Genomic DNA, 23690 nt, shown 5'->3' on the forward strand with positions numbered 1-23690 from the left:
TATTGGGCTTTTTTGTGTTTAAAAAATTGATCAGAGAGCACTATGCTGCGCTGTGACCTTTAATAGTCAAAACTAAAATGCTCAGAGTTGAGTGCGGTCATGGTGCGTGATGGATTGACCATTGCTTCGGCATGGCCTTGGGTACGTGGCAAAAGACGCTCAAAATAAAAATCGGCCACTTTAATTTTGGCTTTATAAAATTCAATCGTTTCTGGACCTTGATTAAGCCCAATCTTCTCTGAGGCAATTGCAGCTTGTTGTGCCCAGAAGTAAGCCATCATCACATAGCCTGAGAACATGAGAAAATCCATTGAACTCGACGACACTACATCACGATCTTTACGTGCTACCAATAAAATACGCAGTGTTAGCGTATTCCACTGCGCACAGAGTTTGGTGAGATCCCAAGCAAAACGGCGCATATATTTGTTACGCGCTTGATTGCTACAGAATTTTAAAATTTCGGCGGTATATTCGCGAATCACTTTACCGCGTGAACTTAAAATCACTTTACGACCAATTAAATCTAGAGCTTGTACGCCGGTGGTTCCTTCATATAAGGTGGCAATGCGTGCATCACGCACAATTTGCTCCATGCCCCATTCTTTGATGTAGCCATGTCCACCAAAGACTTGCATCCCTAAATTGGCAGACTCATAACCAAGCTCAGTTAAAAAGCCTTTTAAAATGGGGGTATAAAAACCCAGTTGATCATCATATTCTTTAAATGCTGCTGAATCGCCACGCTCTAATGCATCTTGCATTTTGTCAGAGATTTGTGCGGCATAATAAATCATGGCTCGCCCGCCTTCAGCGACCGCTTTTTGTGTCAGCAGCATACGGCGCACGTCGGCATGATAAATAATCGGGTCGGCGACTTTATCGGGCTCTTTTTTACCTGACAGCGCGCGCATTGATAGGCGCTCTTTGGCATAGGGCAGCGCACCTTGAAAAGACAGCTCTGCATGCGCAATACCTTGAATTGCGGTGCCAATACGCGCCGTGTTCATAAAGGTAAACATGGCATGTAAGCCTTTGTTAGGTTCACCAATTAAATAGCCTGTGGCATTGTCAAAGTTTAAAACAGCAGTAGCAGAGGCACGAATTCCCATTTTGTGTTCAATCGAACCGCAGGTCACAGCATTACGCTCGCCAATGCTGCTGTCTGGATTGGCTAAAAATTTAGGCACAATAAATAAGGAGATGCCTTTAGTACCTTGTGGTGCATCGGGTAAACGCGCCAACACAATGTGCACGATGTTTTCAGTAAGATCATGTTCACCTGCCGAAATAAAGATTTTAGTACCGCTAATACGATAACTGCCATCTTCACATGGTTCAGCTTTGGTTTTAACTTGGCCTAAATCAGTACCACATTGTGGCTCAGTTAAACACATGGTCCCTGACCATTCACCTGTTACCAACTTTGGCATATAGGTATCTTTTTGGGCCTCGGTTCCGTATTGCATAATGGTATTCATACAACCGATGCTTAAACCGGGATACATTTGAAAGGACCAATTGGCAGTGCCCATCATTTCCGACTTAATTAAATTTAAGGACTGCGGTAAGTTTTGACCGCCATATTGCTCAGGATAAGACAGCCCTTGCCAGCCCCCCTGTACCAATTGATCATAAGCTTCTTTATAGCCTTTAGGTGTGGTTACTTCACCATTGTTAAAATGACAGCCTTCTTCATCACCACTTTGATATAAGGGCGAGAGGATGTTTTCACAAAACTCAGCTGCACCTTCTAAAATCATATCTACAGTTTCAGGATCAGCCGCTGTGCCATTGCTTAGTGTTTGGTAGTGTTTAGGATAGTCAAACACTTCATTCATTAAAAAACGAATATCGCGTAGGGGAGCTTTATATGTTGGCATAGTTGTAATCCCTCATTGTAAACATTGTTGTTGAGTACTTGATTATTCATATTTGCAGGTGAATTACATTGATAAACCTGCCTAGCTTAAGTGTCAGAAAAGCCAATCTAAGCTAGAATTATTTCAGTTGCGTGAAGCTTGATAATGCTTAAATACTGTACTGATTATTTTTAATCTGTTATTAAGATATTAAATTTAATCATAAAAAAAGGTAGAAAAATATTGTGAAGATATGTGTGCTAAGAGAGTGTTAAGAAAAAATAGGTTTAAAATTTTGGCAAAATAATCAATAAAACTGCAACAAAAAGCCAAAAAAGAGCCTTAATAGGCTCTTTTCAAATAGCTTATAAAAAATCTTTTAAATTAGGACGTACGCCGTTCCAGATATAAAAAGATTCAATCGCCTGACCCACCAGCATGCCAAAGCCATCGGTAGAGGGGACACCACGCGCACGCGCTTGATCTAAAAAGCTTGATGCTTTGCCATAGGCCATTTCATAAGCATGTTTAAAAGTAAGTTCTTGAGGTAAGCGCAGTGCATCACCGCTTAAGCTTGCAGAGGTCGCATTTATCATAAAATCAAATTCACCGCTTAAGTGATCTAAGCTAATCGCGCTGAGTTGTGCTTCAGGCACACTATCTTTTAAATCTCGGACTAATTGTTCAGCACGTGCCAACGTACGGTTAGCAACCACAATTTTCTTTGCCCCAGCATGGACTAAAGGATAAATTACACCACGTGTGGCGCCACCGGCACCTAAAATTAAAATAGAACTATCCTGTAAGTCCCAATTCAAGGCTTGAATTGCCGCCACTAAACCTTGGCCGTCGGTGTTGTCACCATGCAATACACCATCTTGCATCCATAAGGTATTGACTGCCTTTGCAATCTTGGCACGTTCGCTTAGCTGATCACAGGCAGCAAAGGCTTGCTCTTTAAAGGGTACGGTCACATTCATGCCACAACCACCTGCCTTAAAGAAACTATGCATACTCTCAGTAAATCCATCTAGCGGGGCAAGACGTTTTTCATAGCTGAGTTGAATACCGACTTTTTTAGCAAAGGCATGATGTAAATCAGGTGAGCGTGATTGTTCGATAGGGTTGCCAATAACCGCGAATTGTTTGGTCATGATTGCAATTCCGTGTGCACAAATTTGCTGCAACTATACGGCAAAAGCATTAAGGGTTACAAATATCGTTCACTACATCAAACAGCCAAATACTGGCTAATACAAATAAAGAAATGCCAGCTAAAGCACTAATACTGATAGAAATACCATCTGAGAGTAAGCTTTCATAAGCAAGGGTAATACCAAAAGAGATGCCCAAAACGGCTAAGAGAAGCACCAACCACAATGATTTGTGGTTGGAAAAGGACGCAAGCATAAGGCTGCCCTTATTGTAAAAATCAAGAATTTCTAGCTTAAAGGTTTTTATGCTTTAAGTCTGTGGCAGGTTGTAATTAAATATGTATAAAAAAGGCTATTCGAAAATAGCCTTTAGTCATTATTTTTTAAGTTCATTGAGCCAATCATGTGGTTTTAAGTAATAGTCGGTCAGGCGTTTTTCTGGCGAACCCTCTTGCCATTCTGGACGATATGACCAACCCGTCAGAGGCGGTAAGCTGACTAAGATAGATTCGATTCGACCACCCGTTTGTAAGCCAAACAAAGTGCCACGGTCGTAGACTAAGTTGTATTCTACATAACGACCACGGCGATATAACTGGAAATCACGTTGTGCTTCGCTATAAGGTTTGGCTTGGTTACGTTGAAAGATGGGCAAAATCGCCTCTAAATAGCCGTTCCCTACCGCTTGCATATAGTTAAAGCAGGTTTCAAAGTCCCATTGGTTTAAGTCATCAAAGAATAAACCGCCCACGCCACGCTGCTCATCACGATGTTTTAAGTAGAAGTAATCATCACACCATTGTTTGTGTTTTGGATAAATTTCCTCACCAAAGGGTGCACACAGGTCATATGCAGTTTGATGCCACGATAAAACGTCTTCATCATTTGGATAAAAAGGCGTTAAGTCAAAACCACCGCCAAACCACCAAATTGGATCTTGTCCTTCAGGTTCTGCCACAAATAAACGTACATTGGCATGTGAAGTGGGTACATGTGGGTTTTTAGGATGAATCACCAAAGACACACCCATGGCTTGCGCTTTTGCACCAGCAATTTGCGGATGACGCTCAGTTGCCGAAGCTGGCAATTTTGAGATGTTGATGTGGGAGAACATCACACCGCCTTTTTCAATCACGCTGCCATTTTGTAAAACCCGAGAGCGACCACCGCCGCCTTCAGGGCGTTGCCAATCATCAATGGCAAATGTTGCATGACCGCCACCTTGCTGTTCTTGTTGTTCGAGTGCTGCACAAATTCGTGCTTGTAAATCTAGGAGAAATTCGCGAACGCGTTGAATATCAGCCGAAGTTGGATGCTGCATAAGTGACGCCTCAATCAAAAATAGGGGACTTAACCATCAAAACATAAAACCTTAATAAAAGTAAGGGATTTTTAAAGCTAAAAATCCCTTTTTTACAACACAGTTGCTTTGGTTTAAAAATCGTCTTTTTGATACATGTGTGACATACGATCGTGTTTGGTTTTTAAATATTGTTCATTAAATGGATTTAAACCTACCGTTAAGGGTACACGACCGACTACATCAATACCCTGTGAAGTTAATGCTTCAATTTTTAAGGGATTATTGGTAATAAGTTTGACTTCTTTGACCTGTAAATGATCGAGCATAATGCTACACATTTCATAGGTACGTGCATCAGCAGGCAAATTCAGCATTAAATTTGCATCAACAGTGTCATGTCCTTGATCTTGCAAGGCGTAAGCACGAATTTTATTGGTTAAACCAATACCACGTCCTTCTTGGCGTAAATACAAAATTACACCTTGACCAGCATCATTAATTAAACGCTGCGTGGCTTGCAATTGTGGACCACAATCACATTTGAGCGAAGCAAAGGCATCACCGGTTAAACATTCTGAATGTACGCGAACCAAGACTGGTCCTTCAGGTGGCAGATCTAAACCTTTAGACAATGCCACATGCTCTTCTCCCGTTTCGGGATCTTGAAAAACGCTAAGCTTAAATTCACCAAAAGCGGTCGGTAATCGAGACGTTGCGACAAATTGAATTGGCACTGCAAAACCCGTCAAAGAAAAAAAATTGGCTAAAGTATAGCTCAATGCTTGGACATTAGTAGAATTGCTACGCTGAATTTATGCAGAAGATTTTCTTTTTTGTATAAAGCACACGATAATAGTTGATAAATAGTGAGATTATTCAGGATAATCTACCTACCCATGCCCGCGAGAAATTTGTTTTAACAGGACATCGCTAAAAATGTGGCTGATTTAAGGTGCTATCATTCGACGATATGTTCGAGTAACCCATTTGACCTAGCTATAAAATTTGCCAGGCTTTAGAAGGCTTTGCCACATATGTTGTATACAGAAATTCCAACTCATCGCCCTGTAACTCCGTTGCTGGATACGATTGATCATCCAGAGCAACTGCGTATGCTCGACCGCAGCCAACTCGAACAAGTGGCGGATGAGTTGCGTCAATACATTTTGTATGCTGCAGGACAAAGTGGTGGCCATTTTGGCGCAAACCTTGGTGTCATTGAGCTTACAGTGGCGTTACATTATAGCTTTAACACCCCACATGACCGTTTGATTTGGGATGTAGGGCATCAAGCTTATCCGCATAAAGCCTTAACGGGTCGTCGTGAACAGCTCACTACCATTCGTGCCAAAGATGGTTTAGCTGCATTTCCTGCACGTGAAGAATCTGAATTCGACACCTTTGGGGTGGGGCATTCTTCAACGGCTATTTCAGCTGGCTTAGGCATGGCATTGGCCAGTCGTTACCAGAATATTCAACGTGATGTGGTGGCCATTATTGGTGATGGTGCCATGACTGCTGGCATGGCTTTTGAGGCCATGAACGATGCTGTAGCGCATAATGCCAATTTAATGGTGGTCTTAAACGACAATGATATGTCGATTTCATGTAGCACTGGTGGTTTTGCGAAGCATTTAGCTGCCATTTGGGCGCGCGGTGAATCGATTAATATTAGCCAAGATGGTCAGGCCTATGTACAGCCGCATCCACAGTGGTCATACAACTCACGCTTACATCAAGCAGCAACCGATGCAGCCGATAATCTTTTTAAAGCGATTGGCTTTGACTATTTTGGCCCATTTGATGGTCATAACGTACAACAATTAAGTCAAGTGTTTGAGGCCTTAAAAAAACGTCAAGGCCCGCGTTTAATTCATATCTACACCAAAAAAGGTAAAGGTTTTGCTCCTGCTGAAGCAGAGCAAATCAAATACCACGCCATCACTAAAATTAATGCCCTTGTTGCGCCAGCGGCTGCACCTAAATACTCAGATGTGTTTGGCCAGTGGTTGATGGATCAAGCTGAACAAGATTCACGTTTATTGGCCATTACCCCAGCCATGTGTGAAGGCTCTGGAATGGTGAAGTTTGCCAAAAAATATCCTGAGCGTTTCTTTGATGTAGCGATTGCTGAACAACATGCAGTGACTTTAGCGGCAGGTATGGCATGTGAAGGGCTAAAACCTGTGGTTGCTATTTATTCAACATTTTTACAACGCGGCTATGACCAATTAGTGCATGATGTTGCTTTGCAAAACTTAGATGTAACCTTCGCGATTGACCGTGCGGGTTTAGTCGGTGAAGATGGCCCAACCCATGCCGGTGCTTATGACTATGCCTATATGCGCACCATTCCAAATATGGTGATTATGGCGCCAAAAGACGAAAATGAATGTCGTCAAATGTTACATAGCGCCTATATGTACCCGGGTCCTGCCGCAGTACGTTACCCACGTGGTAATGGTATAGGCGTGCATATAGACACACAGATGACAGCCATCCCACTGGGTCAGGCTGAAATTGTGGCTGAATTTAATCCAGATTTAGATGAGCAGATTAGCCTCCTTGCATTTGGTAGTCGCGTAGTACCCGCCATTGCTGCAGCAGAGCAACTGGCAACCCAACTTGCTGTTGCTGTACGCGTAGTGAACATGCGTTTTGTGAAACCATTAGATACAAAAATGCTCGATCGCTTAGCTATAGACACGCATTTATTTGCCAGTGTTGAAGAGCATGCGGTGATGGCAGGGGCAGGAAGTAGTGTTAGTGAATACTTTGCTCATGCACAAATTGTTAAACCAATCATTCATTTAGGTTTAGATGATAGCTTCATGCCACAGGCTAGCCATAGCCAAATGTTAGCTGCAGCAGGTCTTGATAGCGCAGGCATCGCTCAGTCTATTAAATCGGCATGGTTAAAGCTTAAACAGCCTGTTTCATCGTAAAAATTAATTTTTTTGCCCAAAAGCCCCGATCTTTGCTAAAATGTCGGGGCTTTTATGCATTATTCTTTATCGTCTTCAATATATTGTAGTAGGGTGTTCAATGGAACCTATGGTGGTGATGGCTGCGCGTGCGGCTCAGTTAGTTGGTCAAGAGCTTTTGAAAGCGCATCAAAATCGTCATAAGCTCGATCTACAAGTCGAAGAAAAAGGCATCGATGGTCCTGTAACGCGTGTAGACCGTTATTTGGAACAATTAACCATTGATACGCTACGTAAGAGCTATAAAAACCACAGCTTTTTAGGTGAAGAATTTGGTTACCAAGAAGGTAAAGGTCACGACGCCGAATGGTGTTGGGTGATCGATCCGCTTGATGGCACATTAAACTTCATTAACGGCGTTCCGCATTTCTGTATTTCTATTGCTGTTCAACACAAAGGCGTAACTCAACACGGTGTTATTTATGACCCTGTAAAAGATGAGTTATTCTCTGCTAGCCGTGGTCGCGGTGCTATGTTGAATCAACGCCGTATTCGCGTTAACGTGAAAGACAACCTAAGCAACACATTCTTATCTGTAGGTCATGCTTACCGTAAAGTTCGTAACGGCGAAGTGGTTTCTTATGCGAAAAACCATTTTGATGCATTACTAAATGTATCAGAAGCAGGTGCACAATTCCGTCGTACAGGTTCAGCTGCGCTGGATTTAGCGTATGTAGCTGCAGGTCGTTTTGATGGTTACTTCGAACTTGGTTTAAAACCTTGGGACATCGCAGCTGGCGAACTGATTGTGAAAGAAGCCGGTGGTACTGTAGTAGATGCACGTGGTGGCTCTGAATCTATGGAAAATGGCCAAGTGCTTGCTTGTTCTATGAAAATGCTTAAGCCACTTATGCAAGCTGTTGTTCCAGCTTGGGGTGATGCTGCAAAATAATAGAATGCTTTGATCGAGCAAAAAGACATTAAAAATATAGCCCTCCATGCAGGGCTATATTTTTACAAAAAAATAACAATTAAAATAATTATTAAAAACATGAACTTATTAAATTTTTTATAAATTTTAGCTAAAGATTGAGCAAATGGCATGACATTTTCATTAACTCTGCTATAATCCGGCAACGCACTTAATTTCTGTTCGTTACCTGAACATTTCTCTTCTAATCATTGTGTATGCGCGTTCGGTCCAAAGAGAGGACGATATCTCGCGCCCCAATCGCTAAAGCGATTCTATTCAGGTTATGCCGTACTACAAGCGTGCGTTATCACATCGTCGTTACTCGGATCGCCGCTGATTCTCATATTTGTCAGCGATTATTGCTGTACCGCTTTTTGTCGATGTCCATCTGACTTTATTTTAATGGAGCACCCAAATTTCGGGTGAAACACTCTATGAGCAAAACTTTTGCTGATTTTCCTTTACATGAATCTTTACAACAAGCGATTCAAGCTTTAGGTTTTACTTCGCCAACTCCAGTACAGGAACAATCGATTCCTGCAGCGTTAGAAGGTAAAGACCTACTTGTATCAAGCCAAACAGGTTCAGGTAAAACTGCAGCGTTTTTACTCCCAACTTTAAACGCACTTGCATCTGAAGATGCATTCGTTCCGTTTAAAGAGCGCATGAAGGCGATTACTCAGCCGACTATTTTGGTGATTTCACCAACACGTGAATTAGCGCAACAAGTAAGCCAAGACGCAATCGCATTTGTACGTCACATGAAAGGTGTTCGTATTGCTGCAATTATGGGTGGTATGCCGTTTGGTAAACAAATCCAACAATTAAAAGGCGCGCAAGTTGTTGTTGCAACGCCGGGTCGTTTAATTGACTTAGTAAATCGTCGTCAAATTAAACTTGATAAAGTTGAATCTTTAATTGTCGACGAAGCTGACCGTATGCTTGACCTAGGCTTCTCTGAAGACTTAGAAGCAATTGGCGAATATGCTGCTAACCGTAAACAAACATTAATGTTCTCTGCAACGTTTGCACCGCGTATTATTACGCTTGCTGAACGTATGATGAATGATCCACAACGTATTTCAATCGAAACGGGTCACTCTACCAACACTGATATTACGCAAACTTTACATTGGACTGATGGTTTTGAGCACAAGAAAAAATTGCTTACCCATTGGTTAAATGCAGAAGACGTTGATCAAGCAGTTGTGTTTGCTTCAACCCAAGAAGATACTGACATGCTTGCTGAAGAGCTTGCAGAAGCAGGTCTTTCAGTTGTAGCACTTCACGGTGCAATGCCACAAACTGTACGTAACCGTCGTTTACGCAGCATCCGTGAAGGTCGTGCGAAGATCTTAGTTGCAACTGACGTTGCAGCACGTGGTCTTGACGTACCAACAATCTCTCACGTAATTAACTTCGGTCTTCCAATGAAGAATGAAGACTATGTACACCGTATTGGCCGTACAGGTCGTGCTGGCCGTACTGGTAAAGCGATTACACTCGCAACTTACCGTGAACGCGGTAAGATTCGTGCTTTAGAAGACTTCCTTGATGCACGTTTAGACGTATCTGAAATCGAAGGTCTTGAGCCATCTCCACCGCCTGCACGCGGTAGCCGTGATGGTGCTGGCCGTGGTGGTCGTCGTGACGGTGGTCGCGGTGGTCGTGGCGGTTTTGGTGGCGGTCGTCGTTTTGAAGGCGAAAGCAACTTTAAACGTCGTGAAGGCGGTGATGATCGTCCACGTCGTAGCTTTGATGACAAACCACGTGGTGAGCGTCCAGCATTTGGTGGCGAAGATCGTCCACGTCGTGAATTCAACAATGATCGTCCACGTCGCGAAGGCGGTTTTGGCGACCGTCCACAACGTTCGTTTGATGACCGTCCAAAACGTGATTTTGGCGACCGTCCACAACGTTCGTTTGATGACCGTCCAAAGCGTGATTTTGGCGACCGTCCACAACGTTCGTTTGATGACCGTCCAAAACGCGATTTTGGCGACCGTCCAGCACCACGTCGTGAAGGTGGTTTCGGTGATCGTCCTCGTTCTAATGATGACAACCGTGGTAACCGTGTAGATTACAAACCAGCTCGCGAAACTGGTTACGGTGATCGTCCTAAACGTACTTTCGGCGGTGAAGATCGTCCACGTCGTGATTTTGGTGATCGTCCACAACGTTCATTTGGTGATGATCGTCCTAAGCGTACTTTCGGTGGCGAAGATCGTCCACGTCGTAGCTTTGATGACAAACCACGTGGCGAGCGCACATTTGGCGAAGACCGTCCACGTCGCAAATTTAACGACTAATTGTTAAATTAGCCTATAAGAAAGACCGATATTGATATCGGTCTTTTTTTATGTCTGATAGATTGAAATTTATTATTCAAAATGTATACTCATTCAAATTTTTATTAAAAAGTGATAATTAGTTGTCTAGCTATCATTTTGCTTATTTTGGATACGGAAAACTATTCATGATGCGTTATATCAGTGGCTTATTGTTATTGTGCAATCTTGTCGTATTTTGTTATGGCTATTTGAATTAATCCAACTTCAGCAGCTGACATTTTTACAACGCAGCGTTCTATATTTCTTGCCCTAAAAATGATCTAATCCTTTATAGTATGCCTGCTGAAAAAATGCAGGAATACGCAGCAGTATGAATAATACAGTATCCCAAGCCCAAGCTTTTATTGAAATAAAGCAGTTAAGCTTTAAGCGTGGGGATCGAATAATTTATGACAACATTAGCTTAAATATCCGCCGCGGTCAGATCACTGCGATTATGGGGCCCTCAGGCACAGGTAAAACCACACTTCTTCGTTTGATTGGTGGACAACTGACACCAGATCAGGGACAAGTTTTGCTTGATGGTCAAGATATAGCCCAAATGTCACGTCAGCAACTGTTTAAGGCGCGGGCGCGTATGGGAATGCTGTTTCAAAGTGGAGCCTTATTTACCGACATGTCGGTTTATGAAAATGTGGCTTTCCCGATTCGTGCCCATACCCAGCTGCCTGAACATTTAATTGCAGAGTTAGTGGCTTTAAAGCTTGAATCGGTGGGTTTGCGTGGTGCAGAACAACTCATGCCTGCCGAGCTTTCAGGTGGGATGAGCCGCCGCGTAGCTTTAGCGCGTGCTATTGCTCTTGATCCAGAACTGATTATGTATGATGAACCTTTTGCCGGCCAAGACCCTATTGTAATGGGTGTGCTGACTCGGCTGATTCGTTCTTTACGTGATGCTTTGGACTTAACCACCATTATTGTGTCGCACGATGTGGCAGAGACCTTATCGATTGCTGATTATATTTATGTGGTGGCTGAAGGTAAGATTCAAGGTGAGGGCACACCTGAACAGCTCAAAGCACATACTTCACCTTTTGTCCGTCAATTCTTAACAGGTTCTGTTGAAGGGCCGGTTGAATATCAATTTAGTCATCAGCCTTATTTAACTGCTGAGGGTCAAACATGAATGCAATTGCCTTATTGGGTCGTCGCGTCATTGAACGTGTACGTGGCATTGGGGTGGCGAGTATCATGTTGCTGCAGATTCTATGCTCAATGCCCACTTGGCTTGGGGTTAAACTTTTTATCTATCAAATGTATAGGGTCGGCTTTTTATCTTTGCTGATTATTGCGGTGTCCGGTCTATTCATTGGTTTGGTTCTGAGCTTACAAGGTTACTCCATTTTAGTTAACGTGGGCTCTGAATCGATGCTTGGCACCATGGTGTCTTTAACACTCTTGCGTGAACTAGCACCTGTAGTCGCAGCACTGTTATTTGCCGGACGTGCAGGTTCAGCTTTAACTGCTGAAATTGGTTTAATGAAAGCCACCGAACAACTGTCAAGTATGGAAATGATTGGGGTAGATCCGCTTAAACGTATTGTTTCACCGCGTCTATGGGCGGGTATTGTTAGTTTACCCATGCTATCGGTCATTTTTGCTGCTATTGGGATTATGGGTGGTAAATTGGTTGGGGTAGATTTCTTAGGGGTTGATGAAGGTTCTTTTTGGAGCGGTATGCAAAGTAGCGTACGTTTTTACGAAGATATTTTTCAGGGCACTTTAATTAAAAGCTTTGTCTTTGCCATTTTGTGTACTTGGATTGCGGTCTATCAGGGTTATGCCTGCGAACCGACCTCTGAGGGAATTGCGACATCCACCACACGAACTGTGGTGTATTCATCTTTATGTGTTTTAGGTTTTGATTTTGTGTTGACTGCGGTCATGTTTGGAGGTGTGTAATGAAATCACGTGCAAGTGAACTGGCCGTTGGTATTTTTGTGATCATATTTGCAATTGCAATGTTCTTTTTGGCCATGAAAGTCAGTGGCTTAACTGGCAATAATTTACGTGATACCTATAGCATGCAAGCTGAATTTGACAACGTCAATGGCTTAAAGCCGCGTGCTAAAGTCACCATGAGTGGGGTCACCATTGGCCGCGTGAGTGATATTACTTTAGATCCAGTCACCCGTTTAGCCACAGTGCATTTTGACTTAGATGGCAGTTTGACTTCATTTAACCAAGAACAACTCAAAACTGTACAGGAAAATGCTTTAGAAGAGCTGCGTTACAGCACAGAATATACTCAAGCGAATCCTCAGCAACAAAAAGCGATGCAAAATCAACTGATGGCCAACATGAAATCCATTACCAGTATTGATGAAGATGCTTACATTATCGTGGCAACCAATGGTCTATTGGGTGAAAAATATCTGAAAGTGGTGCCAGGTGGTGGTTTAAATTATCTACCGCGTGGTGGCAGCATCATTAACACCCAAGGTACCATGGACCTTGAAGATTTGATTAGTAAATTTATTACAGGCGGTAATAAGACGGCTGATACTAGTCAAGTTTCAACTGAAGAACCAGAAGCATCATTTGTTGCAGACTAAGCAAAGGAGACCAATATGAAAACTTTAATGAAACAGACCCTCACAGCAAGTATTTTAGCAAGCATGTTCGCAGGAACCGCATTTGCCGCTCCTAGCCAAACGCCGCCTGAATTTGTCAAACAAGTAGCAGATAACTTGATTAAACGTTTACAAACAGACCGCAGCAAATTACAAAATAACCCAGCTTTAGTAAAAACGATTGTGCGTCAAAACTTGGATCCCTATATTGATTCACAAGCATTTGTGCGTACCGTCATGGGAACTTATGTGCAACAAAGTACACCTGCGCAGCGTGCCAAGTTTGAACAAAATTTCCGTGAAACTTTAATTGAAAACTACGGTTCTGCATTTGCCAAATATAGCAATCAAACCTATAGCATACGTTCATATAAAGCTGTAGCGAACAACAAAAATCCTGTTGTGACCATTGATTTTAATAATAAAGGTGAAAAAATCCCAGTGTCTTTCCAATTGGTCGACAAAGGCAGCCAATGGAAAATTCGTAATATTAACGTTGCAGGCATTGATTTAGGTTTACAGTTCCGTAATCAGTTTGCAGCCAACGTCAAACGTAATGGTAATAATTTAGACAAAGCGATTGCGACTTTTGAACCCAATGCTGACGCAGTTGTGAAAAAATAATGCTACGCCTGCAACATCAAACTTTATGGGTGAGTGGTAAAATTGACTTTACCAATGCCGAAGCCTATTACCAGCAAGGTTTAAAGTTGATTCAACAGCAAAACTTGCCGTTAATTGTCAATTTAGCTGAGTTAGAGCAAGGCAGTACCTTAGCTTTGGCAGTGTTAGTGCGTTGGTTACGCCAAACACCGCAAGCGAAGGGACTGCATTTTCAGGCTGTGCCAGAAAAAATGTTGAAGATTATTCAATCTTGTCATTTAGAGCCCGACTTAAAATTGATTTAAAAAAAGCACCGTAAGGTGCTTTTTTACTATGATTAGGAGGTTAGAGTGGATTGCATCAAATCCATTTTTTCCATCTAAAGTAAATCAATGGCCCAATAAAGAAGGCCACAATAATCAAACTCACCGCAATAAAGCTGGTGGTGCCTTTGGCAAAAGGTAGTACATCCGTATTCATACCGTACACACTGGCTACTAGCATAGGAGGCGCTAACATACTAGGTAAAATTGAGAAGCGACGGATCGTATCGTTCTGTTCGGTGTTAATAAATCCAGAGGTGGTATCCAGTAAGAAACGCACTTTTTGGAATAAAAAGGCATCATGTTCTACCAATGAGCGCACATCTTCACTCAATTCTCGAATATCAGCATCATAGATATGGCTGCCTAACGCGCGTGGACGAGCTAAAAAGGTCAATACACGGCGTAAATCAATTAAACATAGCTGTGCTTTACCCAGCATATCTTCTAGCTGTGCCAAACGGGTAATCATGTCATCTAAATCTAGAATTTGTTCACGGTGGCGGTTATTTAAGACTTCGGTTGAGTATTTTTCTAAATCTTTGTGTACATCTTCTAAAATATCAGCCAATTCATCCAGTTTGGCTTCAAGTAAGCCAAGTAGCACCCAAGTCGGGTCTTTATAATCAATTTCATAATCATTACGCCGCGCGCGGGCGCGAAAGGCACGAAAGGCAACCAGTTTTTCACCACGTAAAGTAAATAAGCGATCTTTATGTAAGATAAAAGCGACCGTTTGTACCGTAGATAAAATACCAGAGTTATCATCTGGCTCACCATCCACTTGATAATTTTTGTTTTTGGTTAAAAAATACGTACTAATATGCAAAATACCATCGTCATCACGGTAAAAGCGTGCGCTAGAAGAAATATCTTCTAAAGATTTTAAGGTGGGTAAGTTTTGCTCATAAGCATCTAAGACCCACTGTTGTTCTTCTTGTGAGGGGGCAATCAGATCTACCCAAACTAGATCGGGGTGTAAATCAAAACCGCCATTGATCGTAGCATCTTCTAAACTACCGCGCTCTGTGGCATAAAAGGCTTCAAGCATTATTCTTTTCCTTTGCGCAGAGTTGTAAACCAATGGGTGTATTTTAGACAAGGATCTAAAGAAAGCACAGCCATGCTGCTGGTTTTTTTACAAAAACTGGCTGAAGTTTATGCGGCAAATATGACAAAAATTTTATAGAGGGCCAAATATGATCAAATCCATTGCTGTTTTTTGTGGTTCTGCTTTGGGGGCAGAGCAAATTTATGTTGAACAAGCACAACAGGTAGGACGTAGTATTGCTGAGCAAGGCAAAACCTTGGTTTATGGGGGTGGGCGTTCGGGTTTAATGGGCGTGGTTGCCGACAGTGCCTTACAAGCTGGTGGAGAGGTGATTGGAGTGATTCCTGAAGCTTTAGTGAATCGTGAACTTGCCCATCCAAATTTAACTGAGTTGCATATCGTGCAAAACATGCATCAACGTAAAACCTTAATGGCGGATTTATCCGATGCTTTTGTTGCTATGCCGGGCGGTGCTGGCACCATGGAGGAAATTTTTGAGCAATGGACATGGGCACAATTGGGGATTCATCAAAAAGCCAATGCCTTTTTAAACGTCAATGGTTTTTATGATGATTTACTTAAATTTATTTATATGACGGCTGATAAGGGTTTTACTCAACATCGTTTTAGTGATGCTTTAATCGTGTCTGATGACATCGAACGGATCTTAAAACAGTTTGACAGTTATACGCCACCTTTACCAAAATGGGGCGTCACTGACCAACAAGAGCTCGTTAAACCTGTATGAAAACCATCACAGTAGCAGCAGCAATTATTGTCAATGATAAACAGCAATTGCTGTTGGTACGTAAGCAAAATACTGCCTGCTTTATGCAAGTGGGCGGTAAACTCGAGCCCAATGAAGCGCCTGAAGTGACTATGTTGCGTGAGATTGCTGAAGAAATTGGTAGTGCAGCTAAAATTGAGCAATTTATTGGCCGCTTTGAAACCCAAACGGCTAATGAACCAGATCATCAATTGGTGTCTTATGTCTACCATGTGACTTTAGCTCAAGCCCCACAGATTGCTGCGGAAATTGCCGAAATGAAGTGGGTCGATTTAGATGACCAAGCCACACAATTGGCACCATTAACCACACAAGTGGTGATGCCGTGGGTCAAACAGCATTTAGCCCTCAGCCGCAGCTAAACACGCGGCACGAATCTGCTGACAACCGAGCAATTTTAATTGCTCAGTTAAAGCGTGAATGGAACTGCCAGTGGTCACTACATCATCCACAATCAGCACCCGTTTAAAGCGGGTGTTAGTGTGAGGGTCGGGGTAAAATTGCTGTTCAATATGGGTCAAGCGTTCTTGGCGGCTTAACCCTTTTTGTGAATGCTCGGCATGGCGTAAAACCGGTTGCCAAATCGGAACTTTGTGTTTTTGACTTAAAGTTTTAGCAATTAGAATACTTTGATTAAAGCCGCGTTCGGCCAGTTTAGACAGCGAAATCGGCATTGGCACAATGGCTTGAATTCCGACATATTTCACTTCTGCTAATATGCCACTGAGCAAGCTTTGATAATGCAATTGCTGCTGATATTTAAACTGCTGAATCATACGATCCATTGGATACTCATAATAACAAGCCGCCCAAATCTGCATTTCTTGGCGTAGGACTTCTTTTTTAAGCCACGGCAAACTGCGCCAGCAATCAAGGCACAGGCTGGCTTTAACACTTGGGCTTAACTCACACAGTTGGCATGTTGGCATAAAGTTAAACATAGGCGTAACGTGGGGCTTCGGGTAACCAACGCTGTAATAGTGCATCTACATGATCAGGATAATGGCTTAAAATTTGCTGTGCCACATAATGCGCCTGATTGAGTAGATGATCATCACGCTCGAGTTTGGCCACCCGAAAACCCAAATCTCCTGTTTGTTTGGTTCCCAATAACTCACCCGGCCCGCGAATTTCCAAATCCTTTTCGGCAATCACAAAGCCATCATTACTTTCACGTAAAATTCTTAAACGTTCTTGTCCATTTTGTGACAACGGATGTTTATACAATAATGCACAAAAACTTGCCGTTGCGCCACGTCCCACCCGACCGCGTAATTGATGCAATTGTGACAAACCTAAACGTTCAGCATTTTCAATCACCATAATGGATGCATTGGGCACGTTCACACCCACTTCAATCACTGTGGTGGCAATTAAAAGCTGTAGCTGATTGTCTTTAAATTGTTGCATCACGCTTTGCTTTTCATCGGCTTTCATTTTGCCGTGTACTAAGCCAACTTTCAGCTCAGGATAACGCTGCTGAATCTCAAAAAATGTCGCTTCAGCCGCTTGCGCATCTAAGGTTTCGGATTGCTCCACCAAAGTACATACCCAATAGGCTTGCTTGCCCTGCATACAGTTTGTGGCAATACGATCTAAGACTTCGTGTCGGCGCTCTAAGGGCACAGCCACGGTTTGAATCGGAGTACGTCCCGGTGGCAATTCATCAATAATAGAGGTATCTAAATCACCATAAGCGGACATCGCCAATGTGCGTGGAATAGGGGTTGCGGTCATGACCAATTGATGCGGGGTTGTGCCTTGTACGCCTTTATTACGCAGTGCTAAACGTTGATCGACCCCAAAGCGGTGCTGTTCATCAATAATGACTAAACCTAATTTGGCAAACTGCACACTGTCTTGAAAGAGAGCATGCGTACCAATGACTAAATTGGCAGAACCATCTTGTACTGCTTGTTCGGCCGCTTGGCGGGCTTTGCCTTTTTGCTTGCCTGACAACCAAGTTACTTGTATGCCTAAAGGTTCAAACCATGCTTTAAAGTTTAAATAGTGTTGCTCGGCTAAAATTTCAGTCGGTGCCATCAGTGCCACTTGCCAACCTTCTTCTAAAGCATGACAAGCGGCTACAGCTGCCACCAAAGTTTTACCAGCACCTACATCACCTTGCACCAAACGTAGCATCGGTTTATTGAGTTTTAAATCTTGCACAATATCTTTAGACACGCGTTTTTGTGCAGCTGTCATTTCAAACGGCATCGCGGCAAGCAGTTGTTTGGCGAGATTTTGGCTTGGCTTAAAACTTGGCGCTTGAATTTGCTGAATATAAGCACGACGTGTGAGGAGGCTGAGTTGATGCGCGACCAATTCTTCAAAAATCAGGCGTTGTAGGGCAGGGTGGGAACCTTGCGCCAATTGCAGCATATTGGCATCACTCGGTGGTTGATGCAAATAATACAGCGCCTGTTTTAAGTCATAGCCATTGGTGAATTTTGCAGGTAATAATTCAGGTAAATCATCGGCATGTAGTTCTAAGGCTTTCGCGACAAAACTACGAATTTTGGCTTGGGTTAAACCTTCGGTACTCGGATAAATCGCGGTCAGCTGAGTTTTAGGTAAGGGCGTATGTGCTTGCACCAGTTCAATTTCAGGATGATACAGCTCTAAACCACGCGCACCGACACGCACTTCACCAAAAACGCGCAAGCGATTACCGACTTGTGCACGGTCTGTTAAGGCTTTATAGACATGATAAAAACGTAAGGTGACTTTGCCAAAATCATCTTGGAGCAACACCGCCATAGATTTACGTTTGCCTGCTGGGAAATCTACCCCACGCACAATGCCTTCTAATAAATAACTGCGTCCTACAGTTAATTGGTTCATGGCAATGATCGTGCTACGATCTTCATAGTCACGTGGCAAATGAAACAGCAGATCGTCACTGTTAAAAATATGTAATTTTTCAAGTAAAGCCGCTGCGGCGTGACCTACGCCAGGCAATTGATGGATGGCAGTCATGTCCCCTCAAAATAAATTTTAGCTAAAGTGGGTGCTACATCATGCATATTCTGTTTATAGGTTACGGTAAAACATCTGAGCGAGTGGCTCAACAGTTATTTACACAACATCAAATCAGTAGCATAAGTTTATCGCCTAAAGATGATGCTTTTGCTACGCATTATGTCCAAGATGTGCATGCCTTAGATTTGAGTCAGCTTGCGCCGATTGATGTGGCTTATGTGTTGTTAAGTCCGAAACACAGCAGCATTGAAGGCTATCAACATACCTATTTAGATTCGGTTGCACCGATTGTAAAAGCCTTAAAATCGCATCCCATTCAACGGGTGATGGTACTGTCCTCTACGCGGGTTTATGGTGAAAATAGCGGTGAGCGCATTGATGATGAATCTGAGATTAAACCCATTGATGCACAAGGCGCTGTATTGCATGCAATGGAACAGCATTGGCAAGCGGCTTATCCAAATGAATGTGTCATTGTGCGTCCGACAGGAATTTATGGGACATCGGCTGCGCGTATGGTGAAGCTTGCTCAAAACACTTTAAACTATCCGCATATTCATTATAGTAACCGCATTCATATTGATGATTTAGCACGTTTTTTAGCAAATATGCTTCACGTGAAACATCCAAGAAAATCTTATATTGTGAGTAATAATCAACCCTTGCCTTTACATAAAATCATTGAATGGTTTCAGCAGCAATTGGGCTTGCCTGAATTGGTATTAGAAAGTGATCGTTTATCTGGAAAACGTATTTATGCCACCAATTTGCAGCAGATGGGGTTTGAGTTAGAGCATGAAGATTGTTTTTTAGACTATCAGAAATTATTAGAGTTAGCCCCGTAAACGGGGCTGATCGATTTATTTATTGCCTTTCACTTTACGCAATAAACGTCGTTTAGCGGCTTGCTCAGCTGCTAATGCATCTAAAGCTTGTTGTAACTCTGCATCACTAAAGGTGGTGATATGTTGCAACATTTGTAAGGTCGCATCATCAAGGACTAAATTGGCGTATTTAGCCACATCGGTGAGTTTGCTGTCATACATAATTGCGCCGCCTTCTAAGCGAATATAGCCTTGCTTAGTCAGCTCTTTAATAAAACTTTGGAATAAGGCTTTATCAAAAAATTCAGGTGAATTAAATTCATACAGCACCGATAAACGCTGTCCGATTAAATAACTCAACTCTTCGACCTGACGTGCAGAAATGTTGCCTGAGCCACGTTGGGTAATTAAAGCCAAGGTCATGTAATAACGCTCTAAACTTTGCATCACAGGTGCAGCTAAAATCTGTAATTGAGCGCGTTCTTCGCTATTTGGAGCAGGGGCAACTAAATCTTCACCTTGTGCCAGCAATAGATCGGCCGCCACCAAGGCATCAGTGTAGGCGCTAATGGCATCTTTGAGTTCATGACTTTGCCATTTTAAAAATAATTCTGCTTTTAAAAATGGATACAGTAAACGAATCACATTGGCTAAATCATGGCGTTGAATTTGCCCATTATGCTCGACTAAGGCAGCAATCAAAGATGGTAGGGTAAAGGCATGCACAATATTATTACGGAAATAGGTCAATAACACCGCTTGATTATCTTCAATCGCAATAATATCGCCTAATACATGGCGAATCCGTTTAATTAATTTAAGTTTTAAACCATAGGCAATAATTTCTTGTCCAGATAAAGCGGTAATTTGCATACGCGCATCATAAGGTAACTGGGTAAGTAGCTTACGATAGCCGTCTAACTGCTTGATACAAACGGCTTCGTCTAAGGTATGTTTATCTGTAGCCAGTAAGATCAGTGCCAACAATGACACAGGGTTAATCACCACAGCACTATTAATATTTTTTAAGATTTCTTGTGCTGCGTCATTAATAGCTTCTGAAACGGGCTCTGGAATAGGATCGTCATTTTTAGCAATTATTACCTCTTGGGCATGATGTTGTTTTAACATCTCGTCTAAAAACACGGGTTCCCCAAAATTCACATGCACTTTTCCAAAGATGCGTTCTATTTTACGTAAGGTTTGTAAGATACCTTTAATAGATTCTGCCTCTTTGGGCTTACCTTGCATTTCACCTACATAGGTTGAGCCCTCCATGAGGCGCTCATAACCAATATAGGTGGGTACAAAAGCAATGGGTTTGGCCTTGCCACGTAAATGGCCATGTACAGTCATGGCAAGCATGCCAGTTTTAGGCGGCAACAAACGCCCCGTGCGTGAACGTCCACCTTCAATAAAATATTCAAGTGGCGCATTGCGTGACAAAATACTATATAGATATTCTTTGAATACAGAAGTGTATAAACCATTGCCACGGAAGCTACGCCGAATAAAAAACGCGCCACCACCACGTAACAGTTGACCGACAAAAGGCAAATTTAAATTATCGCCTGCAGCAATATGGGGTACGCGTAAACCACGCTTAAAAATCACATAAGACAGCAATAGATAATCGATATGACTACGGTGACACGGGGTATAGACAATTTCATAATCTTTAGCCAGCTCACGCACAGTACTAAAATTATGCACTTCTACACCGTCATAAAGCTGTGTCCAAAGTCGGGTGAGGACTTGTTCTGCAAAACGTACGGTTGGATAAGAATAATCAGAAATAATCTCAGATAAATAACCTACCGCACGCTGCTCGGCATCCAATAAGCTAATTTTACTGCGCGTGCTTTCACGTCGAATGGCTTCTTGGATCGCTTCAGATTTAATTAAGCTGTGCATCACATTGCGACGATCAGACAAATCTGGCCCTAACACCACTTTACGCTGCGCATCTAAAAAATTATTTAGATGATTCACAATATAAGTCACAGGCGATAAATTGGGATGCGTCGTATGGGCATACTCAATTAAATCACGTAGTGATTCTGCTGGATGAAACTCTAAAAAGGTTTCACGGCCATGTAAGCCAATATTAAGCAATTGTTTGAAGCGACTTGGTGGGGCCCAGTTGTCGGTAAACAGCAGTTTGAGCCAAGAATCTTCATTTTCTGGTGCGCGTCCCCACAGTACCGTCACAGGAATCAGTTCAATATCTAACGCAGGCTGTTCTTGCAAAAGTTCCACCAAACGCAATAAACGTGGTGGAAAGGCATGTTGCTCAGGGTGTAAGACATCTTCTGGATGATGCTGTAAAAAGATCACGGAGGTTTTTTCATGCAAATCTTGAATATGCAAAGGATTTAATGCGGGCTTCAGTTTTAAGCGCCGTGTTTCAGCATCAACCAATAAAGCATTACTACGCGAATAGTTTTGTAATACATAGCAGGTCAGCTTGTCTGTGCTGGGAGGTGCGGGTTCAGGTGCTTCGCCTAAAACCTGCGGTGTAACCACCAAATCCAGTAATTTACTCGACATCTGACGATAAATTTGACCAAATCCGCGCTTGGGCATAGTTACTCCTTGCTATTGTTATTCGCGCAAAACATCAGCAATTGTAAACAAATAATCGCTGTTTGTTTGAGCAATATAACCAAGTTTGCCAAGATTCGGCAGTAAAAATCAGACTAATTTAAAAAAAACATCAAAAAAGCAGGTATGGCTCAGCTTGAAAAAGCGCGCTAACCCCACAATTCAGTTTATGCTAGAAAATAATTGCTGTCGTTAGATGAGATAGGTTGGCCATGAATGCATTAACCCAAGAATTAGTTGAGCTGTTGAGTTTAGAAAAACTCGAAGAGAATATCTTTCGCGGTCAAAGCCGTAATTTGGTGGGTAAGCGTGTATTTGGTGGTCAGGTCTTAGGACAAGCCTTACGTGCAGCATCCTATACCACAGATCGGCCCGCCCATTCATTGCATGCTTATTTTCTATTTGGTGGTGATGTTAATGCGCCGATTGTTTATCATGTAGATCGTATTCGAGATGGTAAAAGTTTTATTAGCCGTCAAGTGCGCGCCATTCAGCATGGACGTACCATTTTTATGTGCATGGTGTCATTTAGCCACCCTGAAGAAGGTTTAAATTACCAAACCGAAGCACCAGATTATCCACCAGTTGAAACCCTTAAATCAGAACAAGAACTAAAACAAGGTTTTATTCATTTTGTACCAGAAAATGTACGTGCCAGCTTTATGCGTGAACGGCATATCGAAATTCGCCCTGCGGTGGATGTAGGTAATATTTTCCATCCGCAACCTGAAGCACCAGTATATGCCCATTATTTACGTACCCACGATAAAATTGCGGCAGATGTCGACTCGGTGGCCTTACATCAAGCCATTGCTGCGTTCTACTCAGACTTTACCTTAATGACCACGGCCTTACGTCCGCATGGTTTAAGTTATTTATCGCCAAGCTTACAATGTGCCAGTATTGACCATGCCATGTATTTCCATAAGCCATTTCGTGCCGATGAATGGATGCTATACGACATGGATGCGACCGTAAGCAGCAGCTCACGTGGGCTAAATTTTGGACGCATGTGGCAAAATGGGGAGTTGGTGTGTAGTACCACTCAAGAAGGTTTAATTCGCTTACGTGAAATTGAAACCCAATAAGCTCATGACAATAAAATAAGCCGCATAGCGCGGCTTATTTTTAATGGCAATGGGCTAATTCTTTGCCATGACTATGACAGCCTTGGTTACTTTTACCATTTTGGCTATGTGCCATGGCTTGTCCCATAATGCTTATTAATAGTGCAGTAAGCATGATTTTTTTCATGATTTAGTCCTTATTTGTGCCTAAAAAGTGTGCATGGTTGAAATTGATGCGCCATAAATAGGCGAAATAGCTCAATAGATGCTTTATAAATGCTTGGATGCACCTGATATGCACATTACATG

22 protein-coding genes are annotated in these 23690 nt (G+C 42.5%); 12 read left to right on the top strand and 10 right to left on the bottom strand.

Translation table 11 applies throughout. The features are described 5' to 3' along the window. Positions 1-59 precede the first annotated feature (59 nt). From AC5YCD_RS03905 to ribA, 5 genes are all read right to left on the bottom strand, one after another. Entirely contained in the window at positions 60-1883 is a 1824-nt protein-coding gene (locus AC5YCD_RS03905) for an acyl-CoA dehydrogenase C-terminal domain-containing protein (protein ID WP_496128799.1), read from the bottom strand. A 344-nt stretch (positions 1884-2227) separates the two neighbouring features. Further along, positions 2228-3016, bottom strand: a complete 789-nt coding sequence (aroE, locus tag AC5YCD_RS03910) for a shikimate dehydrogenase (protein ID WP_496128800.1) — start codon at positions 3014-3016, stop codon at positions 2228-2230. A gap of 49 nt (positions 3017-3065) precedes the next feature. Next, on the bottom strand, positions 3066-3272 hold the full coding sequence (locus tag AC5YCD_RS03915) for a hypothetical protein (protein ID WP_496128801.1): 207 nt from the start codon (positions 3270-3272) through the stop codon (positions 3066-3068). 120 nt (positions 3273-3392) lie between these two features. Further along, entirely contained in the window at positions 3393-4337 is a 945-nt protein-coding gene (hemF, locus tag AC5YCD_RS03920) for an oxygen-dependent coproporphyrinogen oxidase (RefSeq protein ID WP_496128802.1), read from the bottom strand. Between the two features lie 113 nt (positions 4338-4450). After that, positions 4451-5053: a GTP cyclohydrolase II gene (gene ribA, locus AC5YCD_RS03925; protein ID WP_496128992.1), complete on the bottom strand. Its 603-nt coding sequence runs from the start codon at positions 5051-5053 to the stop codon at positions 4451-4453. Between the two features lie 300 nt (positions 5054-5353). Here ribA and dxs point away from each other — a divergent pair, with 300 nt between their 5' ends. The 8 genes from dxs to AC5YCD_RS03965 all read left to right on the top strand — a co-directional run bounded on the left by dxs (position 5354) and on the right by AC5YCD_RS03965 (position 14048). Beyond that, entirely contained in the window at positions 5354-7264 is a 1911-nt protein-coding gene (dxs, locus tag AC5YCD_RS03930; protein WP_496128803.1) for a 1-deoxy-D-xylulose-5-phosphate synthase, read from the top strand. A gap of 100 nt (positions 7265-7364) precedes the next feature. Further along, positions 7365-8195, top strand: coding sequence for an inositol monophosphatase family protein (locus tag AC5YCD_RS03935; RefSeq protein ID WP_496128804.1), 831 nt, complete (start codon positions 7365-7367; stop codon positions 8193-8195). Positions 8196-8650: 455 nt separating this feature from the next. Continuing rightward, complete coding sequence (locus AC5YCD_RS03940) at positions 8651-10525, top strand: DEAD/DEAH box helicase (protein ID WP_496128805.1); 1875 nt, start codon at positions 8651-8653, stop codon at positions 10523-10525. Between the two features lie 352 nt (positions 10526-10877). Continuing rightward, the gene (locus tag AC5YCD_RS03945; protein ID WP_496128806.1) at positions 10878-11693 is read left to right on the top strand and encodes an ABC transporter ATP-binding protein; all 816 of its coding nucleotides are present in this window, start codon (positions 10878-10880) and stop codon (positions 11691-11693) included. After that, a complete protein-coding gene (gene mlaE, locus AC5YCD_RS03950; RefSeq protein WP_496128807.1) occupies positions 11690-12469 on the top strand; it encodes a lipid asymmetry maintenance ABC transporter permease subunit MlaE in 780 nt (259 codons plus the stop codon). Before AC5YCD_RS03945 ends, mlaE begins: the two co-directional genes overlap by 4 nt. After that, complete coding sequence (gene mlaD, locus AC5YCD_RS03955; protein WP_496128808.1) at positions 12469-13122, top strand: outer membrane lipid asymmetry maintenance protein MlaD; 654 nt, start codon at positions 12469-12471, stop codon at positions 13120-13122. Before mlaE ends, mlaD begins: the two co-directional genes overlap by 1 nt. Before the next feature lie 15 nt (positions 13123-13137). Next, positions 13138-13764 carry an MlaC/ttg2D family ABC transporter substrate-binding protein gene (locus AC5YCD_RS03960; protein ID WP_496128809.1) on the top strand — a complete coding sequence of 209 codons (627 nt, stop codon included), beginning with the start codon at positions 13138-13140 and terminating at the stop codon, positions 13762-13764. Beyond that, positions 13764-14048: an STAS domain-containing protein gene (locus AC5YCD_RS03965; RefSeq protein WP_496128810.1), complete on the top strand. Its 285-nt coding sequence runs from the start codon at positions 13764-13766 to the stop codon at positions 14046-14048. The genes AC5YCD_RS03960 and AC5YCD_RS03965 overlap by 1 nt, the downstream gene beginning before the upstream one ends. 55 nt (positions 14049-14103) lie before the next feature. Here the strand turns inward: AC5YCD_RS03965 and AC5YCD_RS03970 are convergent, their stop codons facing one another. Continuing rightward, entirely contained in the window at positions 14104-15117 is a 1014-nt protein-coding gene (locus tag AC5YCD_RS03970) for a magnesium and cobalt transport protein CorA (RefSeq protein ID WP_496128811.1), read from the bottom strand. Positions 15118-15265: 148 nt separating this feature from the next. On the opposite strand from AC5YCD_RS03970, the gene AC5YCD_RS03975 reads away from it, so the two are divergent. Continuing rightward, the gene (locus AC5YCD_RS03975; RefSeq protein ID WP_496128812.1) at positions 15266-15865 is read left to right on the top strand and encodes an LOG family protein; all 600 of its coding nucleotides are present in this window, start codon (positions 15266-15268) and stop codon (positions 15863-15865) included. Next, on the top strand, positions 15862-16266 hold the full coding sequence (locus AC5YCD_RS03980) for an NUDIX hydrolase (protein ID WP_496128813.1): 405 nt from the start codon (positions 15862-15864) through the stop codon (positions 16264-16266). Before AC5YCD_RS03975 ends, AC5YCD_RS03980 begins: the two co-directional genes overlap by 4 nt. On the opposite strand, the gene AC5YCD_RS03985 is transcribed toward AC5YCD_RS03980, so the two are convergent. Together AC5YCD_RS03985 and recG are read right to left on the bottom strand one after the other, a co-directional pair. Beyond that, on the bottom strand, positions 16246-16833 hold the full coding sequence (locus AC5YCD_RS03985; protein WP_496128814.1) for a ComF family protein: 588 nt from the start codon (positions 16831-16833) through the stop codon (positions 16246-16248). The two genes, AC5YCD_RS03980 and AC5YCD_RS03985, sit on opposite strands and share 21 nt — an antisense overlap. 4 nt (positions 16834-16837) lie before the next feature. Continuing rightward, positions 16838-18883: an ATP-dependent DNA helicase RecG gene (gene recG, locus AC5YCD_RS03990; protein WP_496128815.1), complete on the bottom strand. Its 2046-nt coding sequence runs from the start codon at positions 18881-18883 to the stop codon at positions 16838-16840. A gap of 41 nt (positions 18884-18924) precedes the next feature. Between recG and AC5YCD_RS03995 the strand changes: the two genes are divergently transcribed. Continuing rightward, a complete protein-coding gene (locus AC5YCD_RS03995; RefSeq protein WP_496128816.1) occupies positions 18925-19731 on the top strand; it encodes an NAD-dependent epimerase/dehydratase family protein in 807 nt (268 codons plus the stop codon). Between the two features lie 15 nt (positions 19732-19746). Here AC5YCD_RS03995 and plsB read toward each other — a convergent pair whose 3' ends face one another. Continuing rightward, positions 19747-22296 (bottom strand): glycerol-3-phosphate 1-O-acyltransferase PlsB, encoded by a 2550-nt coding sequence (plsB, locus tag AC5YCD_RS04000; RefSeq protein ID WP_496128817.1) that lies wholly within the window; start codon positions 22294-22296, stop codon positions 19747-19749. 230 nt (positions 22297-22526) lie between these two features. On the opposite strand from plsB, the gene AC5YCD_RS04005 reads away from it, so the two are divergent. Continuing rightward, positions 22527-23402 (top strand): acyl-CoA thioesterase, encoded by an 876-nt coding sequence (locus tag AC5YCD_RS04005; protein ID WP_496128818.1) that lies wholly within the window; start codon positions 22527-22529, stop codon positions 23400-23402. 40 nt (positions 23403-23442) lie between these two features. Here AC5YCD_RS04005 and AC5YCD_RS04010 read toward each other — a convergent pair whose 3' ends face one another. Continuing rightward, a complete protein-coding gene (locus AC5YCD_RS04010) occupies positions 23443-23568 on the bottom strand; it encodes a hypothetical protein (RefSeq protein WP_496128819.1) in 126 nt (41 codons plus the stop codon). Positions 23569-23690 lie beyond the last annotated feature (122 nt).

The sequence above is a fragment of the Acinetobacter sp. CY05 genome (genome assembly GCF_059515805.1).

What these genes read in the sequence shown, in the direction of transcription:
- AC5YCD_RS03905 (WP_496128799.1), bottom strand. Translation starts at nt 1,883, where the DNA reads ATGCCAACATATAAAGCTCCCCTACGCGATATTCGTTTTTTAATGAAT.
- aroE (WP_496128800.1), bottom strand. Translation starts at nt 3,016, where the DNA reads ATGACCAAACAATTCGCGGTTATTGGCAACCCTATCGAACAATCACGC.
- AC5YCD_RS03915 (WP_496128801.1), bottom strand. Translation starts at nt 3,272, where the DNA reads ATGCTTGCGTCCTTTTCCAACCACAAATCATTGTGGTTGGTGCTTCTC.
- hemF (WP_496128802.1), bottom strand. Translation starts at nt 4,337, where the DNA reads ATGCAGCATCCAACTTCGGCTGATATTCAACGCGTTCGCGAATTTCTC.
- dxs (WP_496128803.1), top strand. Translation starts at nt 5,354, where the DNA reads ATGTTGTATACAGAAATTCCAACTCATCGCCCTGTAACTCCGTTGCTG.
- AC5YCD_RS03935 (WP_496128804.1), top strand. Translation starts at nt 7,365, where the DNA reads ATGGAACCTATGGTGGTGATGGCTGCGCGTGCGGCTCAGTTAGTTGGT.
- AC5YCD_RS03940 (WP_496128805.1), top strand. Translation starts at nt 8,651, where the DNA reads ATGAGCAAAACTTTTGCTGATTTTCCTTTACATGAATCTTTACAACAA.
- AC5YCD_RS03945 (WP_496128806.1), top strand. Translation starts at nt 10,878, where the DNA reads ATGAATAATACAGTATCCCAAGCCCAAGCTTTTATTGAAATAAAGCAG.
- mlaE (WP_496128807.1), top strand. Translation starts at nt 11,690, where the DNA reads ATGAATGCAATTGCCTTATTGGGTCGTCGCGTCATTGAACGTGTACGT.
- mlaD (WP_496128808.1), top strand. Translation starts at nt 12,469, where the DNA reads ATGAAATCACGTGCAAGTGAACTGGCCGTTGGTATTTTTGTGATCATA.
- AC5YCD_RS03960 (WP_496128809.1), top strand. Translation starts at nt 13,138, where the DNA reads ATGAAAACTTTAATGAAACAGACCCTCACAGCAAGTATTTTAGCAAGC.
- AC5YCD_RS03965 (WP_496128810.1), top strand. Translation starts at nt 13,764, where the DNA reads ATGCTACGCCTGCAACATCAAACTTTATGGGTGAGTGGTAAAATTGAC.
- AC5YCD_RS03970 (WP_496128811.1), bottom strand. Translation starts at nt 15,117, where the DNA reads ATGCTTGAAGCCTTTTATGCCACAGAGCGCGGTAGTTTAGAAGATGCT.
- AC5YCD_RS03975 (WP_496128812.1), top strand. Translation starts at nt 15,266, where the DNA reads ATGATCAAATCCATTGCTGTTTTTTGTGGTTCTGCTTTGGGGGCAGAG.
- AC5YCD_RS03980 (WP_496128813.1), top strand. Translation starts at nt 15,862, where the DNA reads ATGAAAACCATCACAGTAGCAGCAGCAATTATTGTCAATGATAAACAG.
- AC5YCD_RS03985 (WP_496128814.1), bottom strand. Translation starts at nt 16,833, where the DNA reads ATGCCAACATGCCAACTGTGTGAGTTAAGCCCAAGTGTTAAAGCCAGC.
- recG (WP_496128815.1), bottom strand. Translation starts at nt 18,883, where the DNA reads ATGACTGCCATCCATCAATTGCCTGGCGTAGGTCACGCCGCAGCGGCT.
- AC5YCD_RS03995 (WP_496128816.1), top strand. Translation starts at nt 18,925, where the DNA reads ATGCATATTCTGTTTATAGGTTACGGTAAAACATCTGAGCGAGTGGCT.
- plsB (WP_496128817.1), bottom strand. Translation starts at nt 22,296, where the DNA reads ATGCCCAAGCGCGGATTTGGTCAAATTTATCGTCAGATGTCGAGTAAA.
- AC5YCD_RS04005 (WP_496128818.1), top strand. Translation starts at nt 22,527, where the DNA reads ATGAATGCATTAACCCAAGAATTAGTTGAGCTGTTGAGTTTAGAAAAA.
- AC5YCD_RS04010 (WP_496128819.1), bottom strand. Translation starts at nt 23,568, where the DNA reads ATGAAAAAAATCATGCTTACTGCACTATTAATAAGCATTATGGGACAA.